A 15,475-nucleotide genomic window follows, 5' to 3' on the forward strand; every position below is an offset into this window, starting at 1 on the left:
CGACCGCTCCACGGCCCAGGCGAGGTGCCCATGACCGACCTGCCGACCCGCTTCGTGCTGTTCCCCGGGCGGCATCACCTGCTGACCCGGTTCCAGGCCGACTACCTGAGCCGGCTCGCCGGCGACGAGGCCACTGTGGTCTGGGCGGTGACGTCGGCCAACCACGAGAACACCCGGCGCAACCCGGTCGCGTACCACAGGCGGGAAGCCGCGATCGAGCGGTTCAGCGTGCTGACCGGGCTGCGCTCGCTGGCCGTGCCGATCTTCGACACCGCGTACACCGACGCGTTCGCGGAGGTCACGCTCAAGAGCATCGCGGTGGCCACCGGGCTCGAACTCACGCCCGCCGACACGGTGGTGGCCTGCTCCACGCCGGAGGTCGCGAAGCTGTACGAGCGGCTCGGCTTCGCGATCGCGCAGGTCGAGGCCGACCCCGGCCTGAGCGAGGCGCCCGAGCGGCCGTGGGACGTGCTGCTGCGCCTGGCCGCCGGCGACGAGACCTGGCGTGCGCTCACCCACCCGGCGACGATCGACGTGTTCGAGCGCTACCGCCTCGTCGAGGCGATCCGGTCGGTGGTGAACGACCCGCTCGTCGGCGACGAGGGCGGCCTCACGGTCACCCGCGACTACCGGACCTACGTGGAGGCGTTCGCCTCGGCCGCGCAACGCAAGTGGGACTCGGTGCGCCGGTACGTGCAGCCCGGACGCATCGTGGACATCGGCTGCGGCGCGGGCGCGGTCCTGGAGCTGGCCGACCGGGAGGCCGCGCTGCGGGAGAGCGACCTGATCGGCGTGGAGGTGGCCCGCCACCTCTACCAGGAGTGCCTGCACAAGAAGGCGCAGGGCGTGTTCCGCAACGCCAACGTCTACTTCTTCCACCGCAACGTCCTCGGCGGCGCCGTGTTCAAGGACCGGTCGGTGGACACCACGCTCACCTTCGCGCTCACCCACGAGATCTGGTCGTACGGGCGGCAGCGGGAGTCGCTGCTCCAGTTCGCCCGTCGCATCCACGACCACACGGTGCCCGGCGGCGTCTGGATCAACAGCGACGTGTGCGGACCGGACGACCCCGGCCGGCCGGTGATCCTGCGGCTGACCGCGGACGACGGCGACAACCCCGCCTCGCCCCGCCGTGACCTGGCCGACCTGACCTCGGCCGAGGTCCGGCGGTACGTCTCGGGACTGTCGGCGCGGGCGCGGCTGGACCAGTTCGCCGTGGACTTCGCGTTCGGCTTCGACTACGAGCCGCTCGCCGACGGCGCGGTACGCCTCGGCCTGGGCGCGGCGATGGACTACCTGACCCGCAAGGACTACACGGACAACTGGCTGTCGGAGACGAAGGAGCAGTTCTGCGGCCTGAGCTTCGCCGACTGGACGGCGTTGCTCACCGAGGCCGGTTTCGAGATCGGCCCGGCCTCGGCGCCGGTCCGCAACGACTGGGTGATCGACAACCGGATCGCACCGGTCGCGTCCCTCACCGACCTCGACGGCCGGCCGCTGGAGTGGCCGACCACCCACGTCCTCACCGTCGCCCACCGTCCGCGCAACGCCTGACACCACAGCGCCGCCGGCCCGGCTGGATGCGGCCGGGCCGGCGGGCGCCTGTGGTGCGGCTCAGTGGCTCAGCGCGATCCGCACCGCCAGGACGATCAGGATCAGCCCGGTCAGCCGTTCGATCACCAGCAGCACCGACGGCCGCGTCAGCCAGGGCTGCAACCGGTCGATGAGCAGGATGTAGCAGGCCCACCAGAGCACGGCGAGGCCGATGAACGTGGCGGCCAGCACCGCCGTGCGGGCCGCCGCGCCGTCGCCGGGCTTGACGAACTGCGGCACGAACGAGACGTAGAAGACGACCACCTTGACGTTCAGCAGCTGGCTGGTGACGCCCATGACGAACGAGCGGCGCGCCACGTGCGGCTCGTCGGCGGCCGGGACGTCCCGGACCGGCGCGGCGGCCTCAGTGCCGGCACCGGCCCCACCCGCGCCGACCGGCACCGGCTGCGCCACCGGGGCGCTCCGGCGCGGCCGGGTGGCCCAGAGGATGGTGCCGCCCAGGTAGAGCAGGTACAGCGCGCCGGCGACGCGCAGCACCGTGTAGAGCGCCGGTGAGGAGACCAGCAGGGCGGACAGGCCGGCGGTGGCGAGCGAGGCGTGCACCAGGGCGGCGGCGAACAGCCCGGCCAGCACCACGAATCCGGCCCGCCGCCCGTACCGGACGGTCTGCCGGGTGACCAGGGCGAAGTCGACGCCCGGCACGATGATGATGAGCAGGCTCGCGGCGACGAAGCTGACGATCTGGATGTCAGACACGCTGCTCCTCCCTCGCCTCGACGCGCGCCGGGGCGGCCTCCTCGATGACCGAGACGCCGCTGTCCCGACGCGGCCCGTGCCGGCGCCACTGCTCGCGCAGCCGGATCCGGCCGTCCGGCAGCCGCTCGGGCCGGGACTCGCACTCGCCGACCACGATGCTGCCGTCGGTGAGCACCTCCACGTACGCGAAACGCACCACGCCCTGCGCGTCGCAGGTGCCGGCGAGCCGGCCGTGCCGTACCGGGCCGCCGGAGATCTCCGCCCAGACCAGGTCGCCGCGCTGGTGGTAGTGCCCCCGCAGCGGATCGGCGTCACCGGCGTGGTCGACGGAGACGAAGATCCGGTCGTCGTAGTCGAATGTGGTCATCGCGCTCACGCCCATCGGGTGCTGAGGTAGTCGTCGCGGAACCGGCAGACGGTACGGCCGGCGATCGAGTTGAGGACCATCGCGCTGCGGATCGGCAGGATGCTCAGGTTGGAGTCGACGAGCCCCTGGACGTACCGCCCCCGGTTCAGCACGAAGATCTTGTGGTCGTCAGCGTGCTTCCACCGGATCGAGTAGTCCGACTCGATGACCGGCTCGCCGCGCTCGTCCAGGTCGATCAGCGCGGTCAGCTCCGGGTCGAAGGGCAGCGGCGCCTGCCGGCGTCCCGCCGCGACGACCAGGTTCACCGCCCGGTGCCGCTCCTCGCCGCTGCCGGCGGTCAGGCACTCCAGCTCGACCTCCCCGTCGAGCTGCCGGGCGCCGGTCACGGTACGGCTCGGCATGATCGTCACCGGGAACCGCCCGGTACGCAGCCGCTCCTCGTAGTTGTGCTGGTAGATGCCGCGCAACGTGCCCGGGGAGATGCCGTCGCTGGTCAGGATCTGGCCGGAGACGAGGCGTTCCCGCACGTCCCGGGACAGCGTGAGGAACGCCTCCTGGTAGGCGGGCCGGTACAGGTCGTTCGCCGACGGGGAGTCCTCCAGCGGAGCGAACCACGACCGCCGCCCGATCCACCTGATGTCGCGGCACCCGCGGGCGAGCAGCGCCGCGACGCACTCCGCGCTGGTCTGGCCGCTGCCGATCACGATCCACGGCAGGTCCGGCTCGTCCGGCACGGTGGCGAGGCGCTGGTGCAGCTCGTCGGCGACGAACAGATGCCGCGGGTCGAGGGCGTCCAGGAACTCCGGTACGAAGGGGACGGTCCCGCTGCCGAGCACCAGGTGCCGGGAGCGGGCGACCTCCGCACCGCCGCTGCGGCTGATCAGCGCTCCGTCGAACTCCACCCGGTCGACGCGGGTGCCGTACGTGATGCGCGGCAGCTGAGCCGCCGCCCACACCAGGTACTGCTGGTACTCGATCCGGGGGATGGTGTCGAACCCGGCGCCCAGCAGGGCGTACACCCGGCCGGTGGTGACCAGGTAGTTGAGGAACGACAGCGGGTGGGTCGGGTCGTAGAGCGAGACCAGGTCCTTGACCCAGCCGGTCTGCATGCGGACGCCGCTGTGCAGCATCCCGTCGTGCCAGCCCGGCCGGTCCCGCGCCTCGAACAGCGCGATGTCGTGCGGCGCGAGGGTGTCGTACATCGCCGCGAGGCTCAGGTTCGCCGGCCCGGCGCCGATTCCCACTGTGTGAAAGGTCTGCGTCATCAGTCTGCCTCTGTCTGGCCGTGGGGGACAGGGATCGCGGTTCGGGTGTTCAGCAGGGCGGTGGCGGCGAGCCGGCTGGCGGCCAGGACGGTCTTGGCGGCGCCGCCGCTGCCGCCGGTGAAGGTGTGCACGGCGCCGGCCACGTGGCGCAGGGCCAGGCCGGCGGGTTCGCTGTAGCAGTCGGCGGCGCTCACCGGCGGCCCGGCCGGTCGCAGGTCCACGCCGGGCAGCCGTCGTGCGGCCACCGCCCGGACCCGTGCCGCCAGATCGGCGTCCGGCTCGGGGACCGGCGGGTCGACGTCCCACCTGTCGCTGGGCAGCCCGAGCAGCACGCGCCCCGGACCGGCCGGCCGGCCGTAGAGGCCACTCGACTCGTCCACGAAGCACGGCAGGTCGTCCCGGCCGGTGGCGTGGTGGGCGTACTGGATGTGCTTGGTGCGCAGCGAGGTCGGCAACCCGGCGGCGCGCAACAGTCGCGGGGTCCAGGCCCCGGCGGCCACGACGACGAGGTCGCCGGTGAGCCGGCGGCCGTCGCGCAGCTCGACCACGCGATCGTCGAGGCGGGCCACCGGTGTCGTCTCGGTCCGGTCCAGGCCACGCAGGACGGTCCGGCGCAGCCGGTCCGGGTCCAGGTATCCGGCCCGGTCCTCCCAGATCCCCACCGTGCCGTCCGGCAGCCCGGCGAAACCGAACCGCTGGGCGACCTCGTCCCGGGTGAGCACCTCGGCGCCGTCCACGCCGGCCGCCGACCCGGCGTCGAGCAGGTAGAGCGAGCCGGTCCGCCGCCACCCGGCGGCGGCCGCGAGGGACGGATCGGCCCGCAGCTCGGCGAGGCTCGCGGCGGCCAGGGACCGGGCGGCCGGATCGGGCTCGAAGGCCCGCACCAGCCCACCGGACGCGGCCGTCGCGTCGGCGGGCCGCCCGTCCGGGCCGCCGTGCGGGCCGATCAGGACCGCCTCGGCGCCCGCGTCCCGCAGCCGCCGGGCCAGCAGGACACCGCTCACGCCCGCGCCGACGACGAGCACGCGCGGCTCACCCATCGGACTCCGCCGGTTCCGCGCCGCCGACGATGCCGAGCAGCCGGGCCGCCCGCTCCGGCCGGCCGGGGTACGCGGCCAGCGCCGCCCGGACCGCGGTGGCGGGATCGAAGTGCTCCAGGCGCAGCGCCTGCTCGCCGCGGGTCAGCTCGGTGTCGGCCAGTACGCCGTCCAGGCCGGCGGTGGTGCCGGCCAGGGTCGCGGCGTACCGGGCGGTGAACGCCTCGTACGCCTCCGGGCGGAAGTCCGACTCGTAGCTGTCCGGCCGGTCCCAGCTCAGGAACGCCCGGACCACCGCCGGGTCCTCGGCGGCCAGGAACTCGTGCGCCCAGATCGCGTGTTCGCGGCTGGTGGAGAACTTGGCGCCGGTGAGCCGGTAGAACTCGTTGACCACCAGCCCGGTCGGCCGGTCGGGCAGCCCGGCGGCCAGGTGCAGGGCCGGGATGAGCAGTGCGTAGTAGAACGCGTTGTCGACCCCGAGGAAGATCCACTGCTCGTCCACGTCCCGCCACGCGTCCAGATACCCGGCCAACGTGTCCGCGTCCGGCCGCAGGTGGCGGGCGGGCAGCACCAGGTTGGCCAACGCCATCTCGGCCCAGACGTCGATGCGCAGGCCGTCGTCCCACTCGATGCCCCAGTCCGACGGGTACGCCAGCGGCACCTCCGGCAGCCCGCCGTCGAGGTACGACGCGACGAGGCGCCGCAGCCGGGGCGGCAGCACCGCGCGGGACCAGAACTCGGCGAGCCGCTCCCGGTGCTCGTCCAGCCGCAGCACCGGGACCGTGCGGGTGACCGGCTCGGGTGCCGCGTCGCAGCAGGTCGACAGCGCGCCGACCAGGTTCGCGGCGGTGCAGAAGCCGCCGCACCCCTCGCAGGTGCCGCCGTTCGCGCCGGCGCCGCAGGCCGGGCAGCGCCCGGCGACCCGGACGTGGTGCAGGGTCCGCCGGCAGGCCGCGCACGCGCGCAGCGACACCGGGCCGACCTCCACCACCTTGGCCTCCACCAGTTCGGTGAGCAGGCCGGCCACCGCCCGGCGGTAGTCGGCGTCGGCCAGCGGGTCGGCCATGACGTCGTACCGGATGCGTGCGGCGCGCAGCGCGGCGTGGATCGACGAGCCGTAGCGGGCGGCGGTGTCCGCGGGAGTCTCGCCCAGCGCCTGCGCCCGGGCGAGCACGTAGTTCTGGTGCGCGTCCAGGCCGCACTGGGTCACCACCCGCCGGCCGGCGGCCCGCAGCGCGCGGGCGGCGACGTCCCCGGCGACGTACGGGCCGCTGAGGTGCCCGAGGTGCAGCGGCCCGTTCGGCGTCGGCGGCGGCGTCACCACCAGCACCGCCCCGGCAGTGGAGGCGGCGTCAGTCACGGCCGGCTCCGCCGTCCGCGCCGGCCTGCCGGCTGTCCGCCCCGCTCTGCCCGCCGTCCGCGCCGGCCTGCCCGGCCTCGTCGGGGCGGGGCATCCAGTAGATGCTGAGGATGGTGAGCGGTTGCTCCGGCGAGGGGTTGTGGATGACGTGCCGCTGCTCCGGTTCGAGCAGGATCACGCCGCCGGTCGGCACCTCGACCTTCTCGCCGCCCGCCTCGTAGATGGCCGTGCCGCGGGTCACCACGGCGAACTCGACCTCCGGGTGGACGTCCTCGCTGCTGCTGCCACCGGGCGGGATCACGCACCACATGGCGTCGAACGGCAACGGGCCGAGATCGCGGTACTGCGTCCAGCGGCCGATCCGGATGCCGTACTCGTCGGTGAGTTCGGCGGTGTCGCTGACGTACCTTCGCATGTTCGTCCTCCTGGTCGGCGCGCTGCCCTCCGGGCCCGCGCCGGACGGTTCTGAGGTTTGCGGAGAGTGACCGGAAGTGCTGCTTCTGCGACGCTGCACCGATGCCGGGAAGGGCCCGTCTCGTCGACCGTCGATTCGACTCCGGTCGATAGCGTCGGACCCACTGTGGACTTAACCTCGTCTGGCCAACAGGAGCTTCACCGGCAGATCACCGGCAATGTCGCTGCTGACTGCCCGCTCAGCGGCCTCGGCTTCGGTGGTCCACCGGCATGAATCCACCAGAACCGGTACGGAGACGACGCTGTGATCGGCTACATGGATACGTTGGGTCATGAAATCGCTACCGCACGGCGACTGGCCAACTTGACACAGGAGGAGTTGGCCGCCCGTACCGGACTGAGCGTCCGGAGCATCCGCAACCTGGAGTCGTCGCGCGTGACCCGTCCGCGGCCCGCGACCGTCCGGCTGCTCCGCGAGGTCCTCGGCCTGCCCGCCAACCCGGCGCCGTCGGGCCGGATCCGCCCCATGCAACTGCCGCTGGAGATTCCCGGCTTCACCGGCCGCTCGGCACAACTGCGGCAACTCGACCGGCTGCTCGACGGCGGACCGCGGCGGATGTCGAGCGTGGTCGTGTGCGTCCTGTCCGGCCGGTCCGGCATCGGCAAGACGGCGCTGGCGCTGCGCTGGGCGCACCGGTCGGCGGCCCGGTTCTCCGACGGGGTGCTGCACGTCCAGCTCGGCGGCAGCGAACCGGGCAGAGCGGCGGTGGCGCCGGCGGAGGCGCTCGGCGGCCTCATCGAGGCGCTCGACGTCCCCGGTGGTGTCCCGTGCGGACCGGCGGCGCGCACCGGGCTCTACCGCAGCGCGCTCGCCGGGCGCCGGATGCTCATCGTGCTCGACGACGCCCGCGACGCCGACCAGGTACGGCCGCTGCTGCCCGGCGTACCCGGCTGCATGGTGGTCGTGACCAGCCGGGACCGCCTCACCGGCCTGGTCGTCGGCGAGGCCGCGTGCCCGGTCGCGGTCGACGAGCTGGCCGCCGGCGAGGCGTGGGACCTGCTGGCCGCCCGCCTCGGCGAGCGTCGCCTCACCGCCGAGCGCGCGGCGGTGCGGGAGATCATCGCGTACTGCGCCGGAGTGCCCCGGGCGCTCGCGGTGGTGGCCGCCCGCGCGGCCGTCCAGCCCTGCCTGCCGCTGGCGGAGGTGGCCCGCCAGCTCCGGTAGGCGGGCCGGGGGCCGCCCGGGCCGGTCAGGCCTGGTCGGCGCGGGTGCCGGCGCGCGCGGCGACGTGCGCCGGCACCGGCGTCGTCGGCGGCAGCGCCGGGTCGGTCGCCGGCTGTTCCCAGCGCGCGACCAGGGGAAGCTCGCCCGCCCACAGCCCGAGAGCGGCGTCCGGGCCGTCGCCGTCGTCCGGCGGGCCGCTGCGCGTCTTGACCGACGCCTCGGCCAGCGGAAGCGCCAGCAGCGTGGTGGCCGCGAGTTCCCGCCGGTTCGGCCGGCGGGCGTGGTCCCACTGGCCCGGGGCCACGTGCTCGGTCAGCAGCCGCAGGCCGTGCAGCTTCTCCTCGGCGTCGGTCACCCACCGGGGCCGGCCGTAGATCATCGCGCTGCGGTAGTTGATCCCGTGCTCGAACACCGACCGCGCCAGGACCAGGCCGTCGACCACTGTGACGGTCACGCAGACCTCGGCGTCGGTGGTGAGACTCCGGCTGGCCACCGAGCCGTGCAGGTAGAGGTGCCGGTCGTCGAAGCCGTAGACGGTCGGCACCACCATCGGACCGCCGTCGACGAGCACCCCGAGATGGCAGACGAAGGCGGCCCGCAGCACGCCGAAGAGAGCGGCGCGGTCGCGGTGCCCCTTCTCCTTCATCCGGCGCAGGGTCGTACGCGGCGTCGCGGACAACCGCCCGTCGATATCGGTCATGGCTGATTCTCCTGTCGGCCCCGCCGTTTCTACCGGGTCGGGCCGCGGTCCTCAAGGGCCGGCCCGCCGGACCGGTGGGGGAGCGGGCTCCGGGGGAGGATGCGGCACAGCGCCTCCAGCGCGGCGGCGTACGCGTGCTCGGGCGGCGTCGCGTAGCCGACCACGAGGCCGTCGAGGGCGGGCATGACGGCGTCCGGGTGGCGGAAGCCGGCCAGTCCGTCGAGCGCGATCGACCGTCCGGCGGCGGCCTCGACCGCCGCGCGTTCGGTGCCCGGGGGCAGGCGCAGCACGGCGTGCAGCCCGGCGGCGACGCCGGTCGGCGTGACGTGCGGGGCGTGGGCGGCGAGCGTGGCGACGAGGCGGTCGCGGCGCGCGCGGTACCGCTGCCGCATCCGGCGGACGTGCCGGTCGTACCGGCCGGAGTCGAGGAAGTCGGCGAGGGTGAGCTGGTCCGTCACGCCCGCCCACGCCTCCCGCTCGCCCTTGGCGTCCAGCACCGGGCCGACGAGCCGTTCGGGCAGCACCATCCAGCCCAGACGCAGCGCGGGGGAGAGGCTCTTGCTCACCGAACCCAGGTAGACCACGCGCTCCGGGGCCAGGCCCTGCACCGCGCCGACCGGATCCCGGTCGTACCGGAACTCGCCGTCGTAGTCGTCCTCCAGCACCAGCCCGTCCCGCGCCTCCGCCCACCGCACCGCGGCGAGACGCCGCCCGGGATGCAGAGGGCCACCGGTGGGGAACTGGTGTGCCGGCGTGAGCAGCGCCGCCCGTACCCCGGAGAGGCCCGCCAGCTCCTCGGTGCGGGCCCCGTCCGCGTCGAGCGTGAGAGGGACGGTACGCACGCCTGCCGCCGCCAGGACCGCGCGGTGGAACGGTAGCCCGTAGGACTCCACCGCCAGCGGGCCGCGCAGAACCCGGCCGCCGAAGAGCAGCCGCAGCGCGTGCGCGACACCGGAACACACCACTATCTGCTCCGGGGTGGTCCGGACACCCCGGGCCCGCGCCAGGTAAGCGGCCAGCGCCCGGCGCAGCTCCGGGCGGCCCCGCGGGTCGCCCGGCCCGAACGCCTCGTTCGGCGCGGCGGTCAGGGCACGCCGCGCGGACGCCAGCCACGCGGCGCGCGGGAAGGAGGCGGCATCCGGCTGCCCCTGACGCAGGTGGTGCACGGCCGGGGCCGGACGCGCGGGCGTCTGCCTCGGGACGCGGGCGACCCGGGCGGGCTCGGCGCGCGGCGCCACCCGCGTCCCCGACCCCTGCCGGGCGACCAGCCATCCCTCGGCCACCAGTTCGGCGTACGCGGCGGCGACTGTGTTGCGGGCCAGGCCCAGGTCGGCGGCGAGGGACCGGTACGGCGGCAGGAGGGTGCCGGCGGCCAGCCTCCCGTCCCGGACGGCCTCCCGCAGGGCACGGGTGAGCGCGGACCGGCGGCCACCGGCGCCGGCCAGTTCCAGATGCAGGTCGCTGCCGAGCCGGCGCGCCGGATTGGCCCACGAATCCGTCATGCGAATGCACCCTAGTCCGGGTCTTTTCCGACCCTAGTGTGGGCTCATGGACACGATCACGAACGCCCCGCACCCGCTGCGCTCCGCCGTCCGGGGCCGGGTCCTGCTGCCGGGGGACGCCGGGTTCGACGTGGCCGGCCGGGCCTGGAACCTGGCCGTCGAGCAGTCGCCGGTGGCCGTGGTCGAGGCCGCCGACGCCGACGACGTCGTCGCGCTCGTCCGGTACGCCCGCTCGGCCGGACTGGGCATCGCCGCGCAGCCCAACGGGCACGGCGCCAGCGGCAGTGCCGACGGCACGATCCTGCTGCGCACCGGCCGCCTGGACACCGTGGAGATCGACCCGGACGCCCGCCGGGCCCGGGTCGGCGCGGGTGTGCCGTCCGGCCGGCTCCAGGCCGCCGCCGCGCCGCACGGGCTCACCGGGCTGCCCGGCAGTTCCCCGGTCGTCAGCGTGACCGGGGTGGCGCTGGGCGGCGGGCTGAGCTGGTTCGGCCGCGCGTACGGCTGGGTGTCCGACGCGGTCACCGCGTTCGACGTCGTGGACGCCGAGGCGCGGCACCGGCACGTCACCGCCGAGACCGACCCCGACCTGTTCTGGGCGCTGCGCGGCGGTGGCGGTGACTTCGCGATCGTCACCGCGCTCGAACTCGCGCTGCACCCCGCGCCGAGCCTGTTCGGCGGACGGATGCTGTGGTCGGCGGCGCAGGTGCGGGACGTGCTGCGGGCGTTCCGGCGGATCACCGCCACCGCGCCCGACGAGCTGACCGTGTGGATGGACCTGCTGCACTTCCCCGGCGGCGAACCGATGGTGGCCCTCGACGTCACCTACCTCGGCGACGAGGCCGGGGCGCGGAGCCTGCTCACGCCGCTGGACCGGTTGGCGACGCCGATCTCCGACAGCAGGCGGGTCATGGCGGTCACCGAACTCGGCGGCATCACGGCCGAACCCACCGACCCCAGCCCGGGCATCTCCCGCGCCGAACTGCTGACCCGCCTCGACGACGACGCGGCCGAGGCACTGCTGGCCGACCCGATCGCCCCGCTGCTGAGCGTCCAGCTCCGGCATCTGGGCGGCGCCCTCGCCCGGGCCTCCGACAGCCCGCACGGCACGCTCACCGAGCCGTACGCGCTCTACCTGTTCGGTGTCGCCACCGACCCGGCGGCGGTCAAGGCGCGCCAGCGGGACCTCGCCGGCGCCCTGCCGGTCAGCGGACGCAAGCCGGTGACGTTCCTCAACCGGGACGAGACGGTGGCCGACGCGTTCACTCCCGCCGTCCTCGACCGGCTCCGGGCGGTCAAGCGCCGCCACGACCCGGACGCGCTCGTCCGATCCAACTTCCCGGTGGCCGGCTGACGTTCCGGGGCACGAACCGGTCAGGCCGGCGGGCACGCGCGGCAGCCCGGCAGTCCTCCGCTCAGCGGACCTTCTTCGTCGGCCGTTTACGAGGCGGCGTCAACGACTCGGCGATCGCCGAGATCGCGGACGGCACCAGGCGGTAGTACGCCCACACACCCCGCTTCTCACGCTCGAGCAGGCCGGCCTCGGTGAGGATCCGAAGGTGATGGCTGACGGTCGGCTGGGAGAGACCGAGCGGCGCGGTGAGGTCGCTGACGGACGCCTCGCCCTCCGGAGCGGACTGGATCAGGCTGAGCAGGCGCAACCGAGCCGGGTCGGCGAACGCCTTCAGGACTCCCGCGAGCCGTTCGGCATCGGCACGCTTGATCGGCTCGCCGGCAAGCGGCGAGATGGCAGGGGTGGAGGTTTTCGCAGTTCCCACGCTTGCATCGTTGCACCAACGGCGGCCGCCTGCCCGTGCAACCAGGAGCGGATCACCGTCAGTTGCACGCCGGGAGCTGCCGACCGCCGTCCGGCCGCGGAACAGTCGGGGCGGATGTCAGGCGCTGCGGTGCAGCTCGGCGAGCAGCCGTTCCACCCGGGTGCGGATCTCGTCCCGGATGGGGCGTACCGCGTCGAGACCCTTGCCTGCGGGGTCTTCGAGCTTCCAGTCCTCGTACCGCTTGCCCGGGAAGACGGGGCAGGCGTCACCGCAGCCCATGGTGACGATGACGTCCGAGGACTCCGCCGTCTCGTACCGCAGGAGCTTGGGGGTCTGGTCGGTGATGTCGATGCCGGCCTCCCGCATGGCCTCGACGGCGGCAGGGTTGACCTCGCCGGCGGGTGCGCTGCCGGCGGAGCGGACCTCGACGGTGTCGCCGGCGAGGTGGCGCAGCCACCCGGCGGCCATCTGGGAACGGCCCGCGTTGTGCACGCAGACGAACAGGACGCTGGGCTTGTCGCTCATCGGGTCTCCCTGATTCCGGTGGTCGCCGCGCGGCGTGCCGCGGCGCAGTCGAGGCGTCTCATGGCCGGGTTCCCGGGGCGGGGAACAGGCGGGAGCGGGCCCACAGCGACACGTAGACCAGGCCGACGAGGACCGGGACCTCGATCAGCGGGCCGACGACGCCGGCCAGGGCCTGGCCGGAGGCGATCCCGAAGGTGCCGATCGCGACCGCGATGGCCAGTTCGAAGTTGTTGCCCGCCGCGGTGAACGCCAGGGTGGTGGTGCGTTCGTAGTTCAGGCCGACGGCCCGGCCGAGCAGGTAGGAGCCGGCCCACATGAGGGCGAAGTAGGCCAGCAGCGGCAGGGCGATGCGGGCCACGTCGACCGGTCGGCCGGTGATGGCCTCGCCCTGCAGAGCGAACAGGACGACGATGGTGAACAGCAGTCCGTACAGGGCGACGGGCCCGATCCTGGGCAGGAATCGCTGCTCGTACCAGTCGCGGCCCTTGGCGCGTTCGCCGAGGCGGCGGGAGAGGTAGCCGGCGAGCAGTGGGATGCCGAGGAAGACGAGCACGTTGCCGGCGATGTCCCAGCCGGAGACCTCCAGCGCGGCGCCGTCCAGACCCAGCCAGCCGGGCAGTACCGACAGGTAGAACCAGCCGAGCAGGCCGAAGGCGAGGACCTGGAACACCGAGTTGACGGCGACGAGGACCGCCGCTGCCTCCCGGTCGCCGCAGGCCAGGTCGTTCCAGATGATGACCATCGCGATGCAGCGGGCCAGACCGACGATGATCAGACCGGTGCGGTACTCCGGCTGGTCGGCCAGGAACACCCAGGCCAAGGCGAACATGACGGCGGGACCGACGATCCAGTTGAGGATCAGTGACGAGACCAGGAGACGCCGGTCACCGGTGACGGTGTCGAGGCGGTCGTAGCGGACCTTGGCCAGTACCGGATACATCATGATCAGCAGGCCGAGAGCGATGGGCAGGGAGATGCCACCGACCTCGACGGCGTCGAGAGCGTCGTCCAGTCCGGGAACGATCCGGCCGAGCAGCAGGCCGGCGACCATGGCCAGGCCGATCCAGACCGGCAGGAACCGGTCGAGGCGCGACAGGCGGGCCACCACCGGTGGGGCGTGGTCGGCTCTGGTGGCGGTGGTCATGGGTGTCTCCCGTGGGCCGTCGGTGCCGGCGCATGCGCGTCGGGTGAGGTCGCCGCGGTGTGCGGGGCGACGCGGTCGACGCGGTCGGCGAGGTCGGCGTAGGCCGCCTCGAACGCTTCGTCGGTGTCGACGCGGGCCGGGTCCGGCACCGACCAGTGCAGGCGGGGGCGGACCGGCCCGGTGAGCTCCTCGTGGGCGTTGTCGCAGACGGCGATGACCAGGTCGTCGTCCCGGACGATGTCGTCGACGTGTGCGGTGCCGGCCGGGTCGAGGTCGAGGGCGTGGCGGTGGGCCACGGCGACCGCGCGGGGATGGACCCGGGGAGCCGGCCTGGTGCCGGCGGACGCGGCGTCGCCGTTGGTGCGTCGCTTCCACAGCGCCGCGGCCAGTTGCGAGCGCGCGGAGTTGTGGGTGCAGACGAAGACGACCCGATGCGCAGCCGCCAGCGGCGGCGGCGTGAGAGCGGAGAGGGCGGCCGGTCGGAGTCGCAGGTAGGTGCGCCGCCGGTCGCCCTCCGACCGGCCCCGGGCGACGAGGCCGGCGTCGGTGAGGACCTTGACGTGGTGGGCGACCAGGTTCGTCGGCATGTCCAGGGCGTGGGCGATCTCCCCGGGGGAGGCGTCGCCCAGGGTGAGTGCGTCCACGATGGCCAGGCGGGCCGGATCGCCCAGCGCGGCGTGGATCCGCGCACGGGCGGCGAGGGATGAAGGCTCAATGTCCATTGACTCAATCATTGCTGAGCAATCTGGGAGCGTCAAGCCGGCATCGAGCGGATCGAAGCGCAGGGCGCCGCGCGGCGGTCTACCGCTGCGTCGCGGCGGTCGGCTCGATCGACAGCAGACCGGCGAGCTGGCGCAGGATCTGTGGCCGCGCCCGGTAGTAGACCCAGGTGCCCCGCCGCTCGGCGTCCACCAGGCCCGCCTCGCGCAGGGTCTTGAGGTGGTGGGAGATCGTCGGCCCGGTCAGGTCGAACGCCGGCGTCAGGTCGCACACGCAGGCCTCGCCGCCGTCGGCGGAGGCGATCATCGACATGAGCTGCAGCCGTACCGGATCGCCGAGGGCCTTGAACGCGGGTGCGAGCACCGCGGCCGTCTCGGCCGGGACCCGGCGCTGCGCCAGCGGGGGGCAGCACGGCACGTCGGCGTCGAGGTCGACGAGTGGGATCGGCGCCTGGTGCTTCGGCATGCCCCTAGGTTGACATCTATCTAATCAGCGTGCAAATCTCTGTTTAGACAGGCATCTAGACAGGGTGCCCCGAGGAAACGAGGCTCGCCATGTTCGGCTTCCCGCGTCGCCGGCCGTCCGTCCTGGCAGGGGTCCGGTTCTGCGGCTCCTGTGCCCGGGTGTCCACAACCGCGCAGCGGATCGACCGCCTCCACGACCGCGCCCGCACCGCCGCCTACGCGCTGACCGCCCCCCGCTGAGAAGGGATCACCGCCCTGCGGGTCACCGTTCCCGCGCCTGCTACGCTTCGATCGTTAATCGGCGATGAACGATAGAGGGAGTGATGGTGGGCGACCTCCTCGACCGCGGCACCGCGCAGACCTACGCCTCGTGGTTCCGGGCACTCGCGGACCCGACGCGGGTGCAGCTCGTGGAGTACCTGGCCCGCCATGCCCGCCCGATGAGCGTGGGGGAGATCGTCGCCGCCGTCGGGCTCGCCCAGTCCACCGTCTCCCAGCACCTGAAGATCCTCACCGAGGTGCGGTTCGTGCTCGTCGAGCCGGTCGGCACCGCACGCCACTACCGCATCAACGACGCCTGTGTCGGATGCTTCCCGTCCGCCGCCGACGTCGTCATGGGCCGCCCGGCGCCCGATCCGGTCGGAGCCTGCTGACGGCCGGCCGC

General features: G+C 73.8%; 17 protein-coding genes. 4 read left to right on the forward strand and 13 right to left on the reverse strand.

Annotated elements, in window-relative coordinates; all coding sequences use genetic code 11:
* Positions 1-30: 30 nt before the first annotated feature.
* Positions 31-1,554: a class I SAM-dependent methyltransferase gene (locus M8C11_RS01440; RefSeq protein ID WP_252447918.1), complete on the forward strand. Its 1,524-nt coding sequence runs from the start codon at positions 31-33 to the stop codon at positions 1,552-1,554.
* 60 nt (positions 1,555-1,614) lie between these two features.
* On the opposite strand, the gene M8C11_RS01445 is transcribed toward M8C11_RS01440, so the two are convergent.
* From M8C11_RS01445 to M8C11_RS01470, 6 genes are read right to left on the reverse strand one after another with little or no spacing between them, the layout of a single operon-like run.
* The gene (locus M8C11_RS01445; RefSeq protein WP_120569426.1) at positions 1,615-2,310 is read right to left on the reverse strand and encodes a LysE family translocator; all 696 of its coding nucleotides are present in this window, start codon (positions 2,308-2,310) and stop codon (positions 1,615-1,617) included.
* Positions 2,303-2,677, reverse strand: coding sequence for a hypothetical protein (locus M8C11_RS01450; RefSeq protein WP_252447919.1), 375 nt, complete (start codon positions 2,675-2,677; stop codon positions 2,303-2,305). Before M8C11_RS01450 ends, M8C11_RS01445 begins: the two co-directional genes overlap by 8 nt.
* Before the next feature lie 5 nt (positions 2,678-2,682).
* On the reverse strand, positions 2,683-3,942 hold the full coding sequence (locus M8C11_RS01455; protein WP_252447920.1) for a lysine N(6)-hydroxylase/L-ornithine N(5)-oxygenase family protein: 1,260 nt from the start codon (positions 3,940-3,942) through the stop codon (positions 2,683-2,685).
* The gene (locus M8C11_RS01460) at positions 3,942-4,982 is read right to left on the reverse strand and encodes an FAD-binding oxidoreductase (protein WP_252447921.1); all 1,041 of its coding nucleotides are present in this window, start codon (positions 4,980-4,982) and stop codon (positions 3,942-3,944) included. The genes M8C11_RS01455 and M8C11_RS01460 overlap by 1 nt, the downstream gene beginning before the upstream one ends.
* On the reverse strand, positions 4,975-6,339 hold the full coding sequence (locus M8C11_RS01465) for a class I tRNA ligase family protein (protein WP_252447922.1): 1,365 nt from the start codon (positions 6,337-6,339) through the stop codon (positions 4,975-4,977). The genes M8C11_RS01460 and M8C11_RS01465 overlap by 8 nt, the downstream gene beginning before the upstream one ends.
* A complete protein-coding gene (locus M8C11_RS01470; protein WP_252447923.1) occupies positions 6,332-6,754 on the reverse strand; it encodes a cupin domain-containing protein in 423 nt (140 codons plus the stop codon). The genes M8C11_RS01465 and M8C11_RS01470 overlap by 8 nt, the downstream gene beginning before the upstream one ends.
* A 315-nt stretch (positions 6,755-7,069) precedes the next feature.
* Between M8C11_RS01470 and M8C11_RS01475 the strand changes: the two genes are divergently transcribed.
* Positions 7,070-7,978 carry an NB-ARC domain-containing protein gene (locus M8C11_RS01475; RefSeq protein ID WP_256484860.1) on the forward strand — a complete coding sequence of 303 codons (909 nt, stop codon included), beginning with the start codon at positions 7,070-7,072 and terminating at the stop codon, positions 7,976-7,978.
* A 25-nt stretch (positions 7,979-8,003) separates the two neighbouring features.
* Here the strand turns inward: M8C11_RS01475 and M8C11_RS01480 are convergent, their stop codons facing one another.
* Positions 8,004-8,678 (reverse strand): pyridoxamine 5'-phosphate oxidase family protein, encoded by a 675-nt coding sequence (locus M8C11_RS01480; RefSeq protein ID WP_252447925.1) that lies wholly within the window; start codon positions 8,676-8,678, stop codon positions 8,004-8,006.
* 29 nt (positions 8,679-8,707) lie between these two features.
* Complete coding sequence (locus tag M8C11_RS01485; RefSeq protein ID WP_252447926.1) at positions 8,708-10,180, reverse strand: PLP-dependent aminotransferase family protein; 1,473 nt, start codon at positions 10,178-10,180, stop codon at positions 8,708-8,710.
* Between the two features lie 46 nt (positions 10,181-10,226).
* Here M8C11_RS01485 and M8C11_RS01490 point away from each other — a divergent pair, with 46 nt between their 5' ends.
* On the forward strand, positions 10,227-11,534 hold the full coding sequence (locus tag M8C11_RS01490) for an FAD-binding oxidoreductase (RefSeq protein ID WP_252447927.1): 1,308 nt from the start codon (positions 10,227-10,229) through the stop codon (positions 11,532-11,534).
* Between the two features lie 61 nt (positions 11,535-11,595).
* On the opposite strand, the gene M8C11_RS01495 is transcribed toward M8C11_RS01490, so the two are convergent.
* The 5 genes from M8C11_RS01495 to M8C11_RS01515 all read right to left on the reverse strand — a co-directional run bounded on the left by M8C11_RS01495 (position 11,596) and on the right by M8C11_RS01515 (position 14,812).
* A complete protein-coding gene (locus M8C11_RS01495; protein WP_121685383.1) occupies positions 11,596-11,958 on the reverse strand; it encodes a helix-turn-helix transcriptional regulator in 363 nt (120 codons plus the stop codon).
* Between the two features lie 117 nt (positions 11,959-12,075).
* Positions 12,076-12,483: an arsenate reductase ArsC gene (locus M8C11_RS01500; protein WP_252447928.1), complete on the reverse strand. Its 408-nt coding sequence runs from the start codon at positions 12,481-12,483 to the stop codon at positions 12,076-12,078.
* A gap of 58 nt (positions 12,484-12,541) precedes the next feature.
* On the reverse strand, positions 12,542-13,627 hold the full coding sequence (arsB, locus tag M8C11_RS01505) for an ACR3 family arsenite efflux transporter (RefSeq protein WP_252447929.1): 1,086 nt from the start codon (positions 13,625-13,627) through the stop codon (positions 12,542-12,544).
* Positions 13,624-14,349, reverse strand: a complete 726-nt coding sequence (locus M8C11_RS01510; protein ID WP_252447930.1) for a helix-turn-helix domain-containing protein — start codon at positions 14,347-14,349, stop codon at positions 13,624-13,626. Before M8C11_RS01510 ends, arsB begins: the two co-directional genes overlap by 4 nt.
* Positions 14,350-14,428: 79 nt before the next feature.
* A complete protein-coding gene (locus M8C11_RS01515; protein WP_121685380.1) occupies positions 14,429-14,812 on the reverse strand; it encodes a metalloregulator ArsR/SmtB family transcription factor in 384 nt (127 codons plus the stop codon).
* 322 nt (positions 14,813-15,134) lie between these two features.
* Here M8C11_RS01515 and M8C11_RS01520 point away from each other — a divergent pair, with 322 nt between their 5' ends.
* On the forward strand, positions 15,135-15,464 hold the full coding sequence (locus M8C11_RS01520) for a metalloregulator ArsR/SmtB family transcription factor (RefSeq protein WP_091416818.1): 330 nt from the start codon (positions 15,135-15,137) through the stop codon (positions 15,462-15,464).
* The last annotated feature ends 11 nt before the right edge of the window (positions 15,465-15,475 follow it).

Origin of the sequence: Micromonospora sp. CPM1 (genome assembly GCF_023896895.1) — a bacterium.
Taxonomy (GTDB): domain Bacteria; phylum Actinomycetota; class Actinomycetes; order Mycobacteriales; family Micromonosporaceae; genus Micromonospora; species Micromonospora tulbaghiae.

Bases quoted from the DNA above. Each gene is read 5' to 3' on its own strand.
- M8C11_RS01485 (WP_252447926.1), bottom strand. From the start codon at position 10,180: ATGACGGATTCGTGGGCCAATCCGGCGCGCCGGCTCGGCAGCGACCTG.
- M8C11_RS01480 (WP_252447925.1), bottom strand. From the start codon at position 8,678: ATGACCGATATCGACGGGCGGTTGTCCGCGACGCCGCGTACGACCCTG.
- arsB (WP_252447929.1), bottom strand. From the start codon at position 13,627: ATGACCACCGCCACCAGAGCCGACCACGCCCCACCGGTGGTGGCCCGC.
- M8C11_RS01455 (WP_252447920.1), bottom strand. From the start codon at position 3,942: ATGACGCAGACCTTTCACACAGTGGGAATCGGCGCCGGGCCGGCGAAC.
- M8C11_RS01470 (WP_252447923.1), bottom strand. From the start codon at position 6,754: ATGCGAAGGTACGTCAGCGACACCGCCGAACTCACCGACGAGTACGGC.
- M8C11_RS01515 (WP_121685380.1), bottom strand. From the start codon at position 14,812: ATGCCGAAGCACCAGGCGCCGATCCCACTCGTCGACCTCGACGCCGAC.
- M8C11_RS01460 (WP_252447921.1), bottom strand. From the start codon at position 4,982: ATGGGTGAGCCGCGCGTGCTCGTCGTCGGCGCGGGCGTGAGCGGTGTC.
- M8C11_RS01450 (WP_252447919.1), bottom strand. From the start codon at position 2,677: ATGACCACATTCGACTACGACGACCGGATCTTCGTCTCCGTCGACCAC.
- M8C11_RS01475 (WP_256484860.1), top strand. From the start codon at position 7,070: ATGGATACGTTGGGTCATGAAATCGCTACCGCACGGCGACTGGCCAAC.
- M8C11_RS01490 (WP_252447927.1), top strand. From the start codon at position 10,227: ATGGACACGATCACGAACGCCCCGCACCCGCTGCGCTCCGCCGTCCGG.
- M8C11_RS01520 (WP_091416818.1), top strand. From the start codon at position 15,135: ATGGTGGGCGACCTCCTCGACCGCGGCACCGCGCAGACCTACGCCTCG.
- M8C11_RS01510 (WP_252447930.1), bottom strand. From the start codon at position 14,349: ATGGACATTGAGCCTTCATCCCTCGCCGCCCGTGCGCGGATCCACGCC.
- M8C11_RS01500 (WP_252447928.1), bottom strand. From the start codon at position 12,483: ATGAGCGACAAGCCCAGCGTCCTGTTCGTCTGCGTGCACAACGCGGGC.
- M8C11_RS01440 (WP_252447918.1), top strand. From the start codon at position 31: ATGACCGACCTGCCGACCCGCTTCGTGCTGTTCCCCGGGCGGCATCAC.